This is a genomic window from Deltaproteobacteria bacterium, from assembly GCA_019308995.1.
GTDB lineage: Bacteria > Desulfobacterota > Desulfarculia > Adiutricales > JAFDHD01 > JAFDHD01.
Map to the genome: position 1 here is coordinate 1 of JAFDHD010000159.1, position 5653 is coordinate 5653.

General features: G+C 55.2%; 2 protein-coding genes. One reads left to right on the forward strand and one right to left on the reverse strand.

All coding sequences use genetic code 11. The annotated features are described in order from the left end of the window. Positions 1-373 precede the first annotated feature (373 nt). A complete protein-coding gene (locus JRI95_16030; GenBank protein MBW2063052.1) occupies positions 374-2371 on the forward strand; it encodes a hypothetical protein in 1998 nt (665 codons plus the stop codon). A gap of 243 nt (positions 2372-2614) precedes the next feature. On the opposite strand, the gene JRI95_16035 is transcribed toward JRI95_16030, so the two are convergent. Then, positions 2615-5341, reverse strand: a complete 2727-nt coding sequence (locus tag JRI95_16035) for a hypothetical protein (protein ID MBW2063053.1) — start codon at positions 5339-5341, stop codon at positions 2615-2617. Positions 5342-5653 lie beyond the last annotated feature (312 nt).

Here is a 5653-nt window from a genome sequence, read left to right on the forward strand (position 1 = left end):
TGAGAAGGACCGAGGGAAGGGCCGTGATGATTATCCAGTCCGAGCGGTATGGAACTCGATATTAGCCGGGATAGTTTTTCAGCATGATTCAGTGGAAAGTCTGCGCCGTGAGCTAAATCCGTTACAACGCAAATGGTTCAATTTCGGAAGCCCTTGCTTTTTTTATTGCAATTTTTTTAAATTATGCCTTAATAATTAGGATTGAATCTAAAGAAACACAATGACAGAGGTAGCAGCCTCTATTTATGAGGAGAAGCTTTGTCGCAGATCAAGCATAATAGCTTGACAACATTTTGGTGGAAATAGCTACTTACCCTTAAAGGGCTGCAACCGTTATCAAGGCTAAACACAATCAAAAAAAGTGAGGCAGGTCATGAGCAGAAAATTTTATCAAAAGGTGGCGCTACTGGTATTGGTGCTGGTCTTTGGCCTTTGTTCAACCGCCTGGGCCGCTGACTACTATGTAGATGCCACCAATGGAAACGATGGTTATGACGGATTATCCTGGGGCGTGGCCAAAGCGACCTTCAGCCCCGTCTATTCGGCTGTTGCGGTTAGTACGTTTCCCATTGCCGTGACCGCTGCAAGCGAGATGGCTCTTAGTGCGGCCTTTGACGGGACCAACTACCTGGTGGGTATCCAGGGGGATCCCGCGGCCCATTACAATATCACCGCCCAGTTGGTCTCTCGGAGCGGGTCATTGGTCGGCTCCCGGATATCTATCGGCCGAACCGGGGGAGTGCCCCTGGTGGCCTTTGACGGGACCAATTACCTGATGGTCTGGACGGATGACGCCACCCATCCCAATGACGACATCTACGGCCGGTTTATCAGCCCCTCGGGAACCCTGGTCGGGGCCCCCTTCCCCATCAGCACGGCTGCCGGGAATCAGGAGATTACCGGTATTGCCTTTGACGGGACCAACTATTTGGTGGTCTGGAAGGACGGCCGTTATTCAGCCGGGGAAGACATAGGCCCCTGGTATGTTTACGGCCAACTCGTTTCAAATTCCGGGAGCCTGGTCGGGGGAGAGATCCAGATCAGCAGCGCTCCGGGCAGCAATATGGCCCTGGCCTTTGACGGGACCAACTACCTGGTCGTCTTTAATGAAGACACCAATGACACTGATATCTATGGCCAGTTCATCAGCCCGGCCAGGGACCTGGTCGGCTCAAGCTTTGTAATCGACAGCAACAGCTATCCAAGTGATAACCCCACCAATGTCGTCTTTGACGGAACCAAGTATTTGGTAACATTTCATGATGAGATCAATGGCGAGTGGGACATTTACGGCCGATTTGTGAGCACGTCCGGAAGCGTCGGTTCGAGGCTTCCTATTAGCAACGCGGCAGGGAACCAGCATTTCCCCCAGGTGAGTTTCGACGGTACTGACTACCTGGTAACAATGACCGAAGGCTTTGGAGGATCTTCCTTGACTAGAAAGGGAAGACTTTATGATATCAATTTCAACCCGGTTGGCGATTGGTTCATCATTGCTGAGACGGTGGGGGGCAAGGTTCCTCTCGGACCATTCTTCTTCTTTGACGGCAGCAGGTATTTCGGGGTACTAACCAATGCGGCTTTAGTGTTAGTGGAAGATATGGATACATTTACCGAGGGAGACGTTTATGGGGTATTTCTTGGCTCGGCGAGCACCTATTCAGTGACCCTGCCGCCGGGCACGACCGTGGCCGACTACCGGATTCTGGCCCTGCCTCTCATGCCTGACGAACTCGATCCCGCGACATTGATTGGCAGCCAGATCGGGACTTATGACACGAACCTGGTGCGCATCGCGGCCTATGACTCTGATAACCAGGAATTTGCGGAATATCCCTTCAGCGAGAATATTAGCGATGCTGAGCCTGGCTCTGCGGCCTGGTTCTTATTTCGACACGGCCAGACCCTGACCTTTGAAGGGACCGAGACGCCGGTGGTTGAAGGCCCCATGGGTGAAAGCGGGTACTTCATGGAGCTCGCTCCAGGCTGGAACCTCATCGGCAACCCCTTCAATTTTGAAATCAGCGTGGAATCAATCCTGATCAAGCAGGGTTCGACCGTGGTTTACCTGACCCATGGAAACAACCAGATTACCCAGTCGGTCTTCTGGGTCTGGTCAAACGGCGATTACGTGCCAGCCTTAACCCTGCCAGCAGGGACAGGCGGCTGGCTGCTCAATCTGACTCCGTACCCCGGCCAGGTCTTTTTTACGGCCCTGCCAGTGACGCGTTCCACGACCCGCCAGACCCGGGTTGAACAGGACGGCCTTGAAAAGCCGCCTGCGCCGCCGCGTAGTTTCAGTTCATCATTCAGTCCCTCGGCGGACAGCGGCAGTGGAGGCTGCTTCATTTCAACCATCGCGGACAAATAGCCGCTCGCGGCTGACATCAAAGGCAGGGCTGGAAACGTGCCCTGCCTTTTTTATATGTAAAAAGCAATTGCCAAAAAAATGTTCCGATGTAGATTCCGAAACCAGGAAGCCAAAAGGAACATCCATGATAATTGCTATAATAACACTTTGTATTAATTCTGTGGGGCAGGCTTTCCAGCCGGCCGCCTATCAATGTCAGGGAGCCTCGCTTCGCAAGCCACCCTGACCTACAATCAGGTGAACTTATGGCTCCACGTCAACGACCAGACCGGGCAGCTTGTCCTCATAGACGATCTTGAGAAAAGGACGGCTGAAGAAATAATCGTCGAGCTGGTAGCGGCGCGTTTTCCCCCGGGTGTCAGGCCGACCGTCAAACGCCTCATGCGCGTAGCGGTAGGAAAGATAAAGCTGATACCGGCCCGGCCTCTGGGGCGTCCAGTACACATATGAACGCCGCAGCACCGGGGTTGGCAGCGGCAGGTACAAATCGTCGCTTTTACCCTCTGCCCGGCTGCTGCCCGCGCCCTTTCTTTTTCCCATTTCCACGGGCACAGTCTCTCTTTCCCCGGTTTGAATATGCACCATGACCAGCGCGATTTTGTCCATATGAACCAGCTTTGAAGACCAGATTCCGATCTTATGAAAGTCAAGGCTGATTTTCTGAGCTCGGCCGACCCTGGCTTTTCCGCGCGTCACAAGGTCGGCGTCCACGCGCCTGTAGCCTGCCTTGGAAAAAGACCGCAAATGGCACAGCTTCTCGCCCGGCCTCAGTGTCTCAAGCCTTTTTTCATCCTGCAAGATGCTGCCTTGGAGTTTGACTGCGGCCGGTGGTCTTCCGGCGGCCTTAAACCGGCAGGCGCGGTTGCGCTCAATGACCGCGGCCTGTGTGCGAGGGTCAGGGCAGGCCACAAGCACTCCGTATATGTCCAGGGACGGCACAATGACCTGACCATTTTCCGCTTTCAGGACCTGCTCGCCGCCCGAAGGCGAAATCCACGCCAGAAAACTAGCGTGAAGGTCGTCTGACAGCCGCAGCTTGAGGTTCTCCACCGGTTGTCCGGTATAGTTAACCAGATGGATTCCTGTCAGGCCTTGCTCCGGTTGCTTGAGGATATTGAGGAGGATATCGGCCCTGGCGGGCTGAACGATCTGGCAGCCGTTAAGGAGGCCGAGTTTTTCAAGCGCCTGGTCCATCTGCTGCGGCGTGATCAGCTGCGCCGCTATATTGAGCAGGCGGCCCTGGCCCATTGGTTTCTGGCCGTTGGTCCACGGAGCCAGCCCGGCCAGGCTCGCGGCCAGATACCGGCCCTTTTCGTCAGTGTTGTCCCCGATTAAAAGCAGGCGGCCTCCTTGCCAAAGGTAATCCTTAAGGCCGTTAATATCGCGTCTAGTGAACTGAAAGCCCGGCAGAATGACCAGGTCGAAGCCGCGCAGCACGCGTTGCGAAAGATGCCGCTCCGTAATGATTTCCAGCGCTCGCCCGGCGCGCCATATCAGGCCGCACAGGCGGCTGATGGCGGCGATCTCGCTGTGATGGAGCCCGTCTTCGAGGTGATAGAGCAGGGCCGTGCGCGCCCCGGGCCTGGCGTTGTGATAAAGGTCCATGTTGGTGACGTGGAACCGGCGAAACCCGGGCGGTTCGTTCGTCACGACGCCCAGGCAGGCCAGGGCCTCGGCGGCCTGGATTCGGCCTGGCCTGAGCTTGAAAAGCCCGGCGGGCTTGCCATTCGAGGCCGCCAGGGCCAGTTTGAAGCCCGGGGCATACTTATTGGTATATACGGGCCGGCCTTCACACGGACCGAGCAGGTCGAGCGTTGGCCAGGCAAAGAGGTAGTAATCCCAGGAGGCGTTGGACCAGATGAACTTGAAGTTGCCTCCGACGAAGACATGCCTTTTTTTCAAACGAGGGGCGATTTCGCGCTGGAGGTATTTATACTGCCAGGCGTAGTAACCGGCGTAGGCGTCGGCCCAGGTTTTTTCCCACCAGCGCTGTATGGAGCGGTCCTTTTCGAGCATCCAGAGCGTGGGCGGATCGCCGTACCACATCTCGTAACGGCCTTGAAAAAGCCTGTCCTTGTTGTCCGGGCTGGCATGCTTCTTTTGGAACCTCGGACTCGTCTGCCATTGTTCGTCATACCACTCATTAAACCGCTGGCGCAGACGCCGGTCGAAGGTCTTTTCAAATTCACGGGCGACATACCGGACGCTGTAAGGATCATAGCTCACGGCTGCATTGCCAGGGTTGTCCCAGAATACACCGGCTACCTCTCCGCCGCACGCCAGATCAACGGGCCGATCAAAAACCTGTTCGCCGAGGAGGGTTTCACGGAGATAGGCCTGGCGCATCTGGATGCTGGCCGGATGCATGTAGCTCAGGTCCCGGCGCTGGGCCAAGGGGCTGCCTTGGTATTCGATGATCGGCTGACCGTCCCGTAAAATCTTGGTGGCGGCCAGGCTGGGCGCGTACTTTTCATACCACCGCATGTTGGCGTTGTACACGTGCCCGCTGACCCACCCGCCGGGGCGAAGCCGGGCCATGAGCTGCGTGTAATCCCGTCCAAAGAAAAATTGGCCTTCCAGCCGGATTACGAGCGGCAGGTCAAGCTCTTTGAGTCGGCCGGTCAGGTCCGGGGTGATGCGCTTGATAGCGCCGATATGAATAATCCCCGCACCAGAATCCTTCAGGGCTTGAATATCGTGGAGCTCCGTTCGCGAAGGGGAGATGTAGACGATACGGCCGCGCTGACCCCAGAGAGGCAGGTCGTTAAAATCCTGCCAGAGCTCCTGATGCAGGGTCCACGAGGGCTTGCGGCAGAAGGGATAGTCCTGCCAGCCGGAAATCCCGGGGCTGGTCCAGACCGGGAGCGGCCTGGTCGCCGGCCAGGCGTCTTCCAGCATACTGAACCAGAGAATGCACAAAAGGCCCGCAAAAGCGATAAACAACCGCAGAATTTTATCCAGACGCGTCATTTGATTATTCCCTCTTTCGTATGGATCACACTGATTATACGGCAATGGCCCCTAACTGCAAGCGGCAGGCTATCCCGGCCGACCCCGGGCCTGATTACAAGCCGCCAGAGGTTAATGTCACGCCATAATCTTTGAAACACCGGCAATATCAATTCAATCTTAACGCTTCAGAGGTTTTAAATAAAAAAAACTTGACAGACTTTCACAAAATTGCATATATTGATTAAAATGATCAAACTAAACTGATAACGTCCTGACCGTAAAGGTCAAGAACAAAGTTATTATACCGAATAATACAGGCCGAAAAAAAGA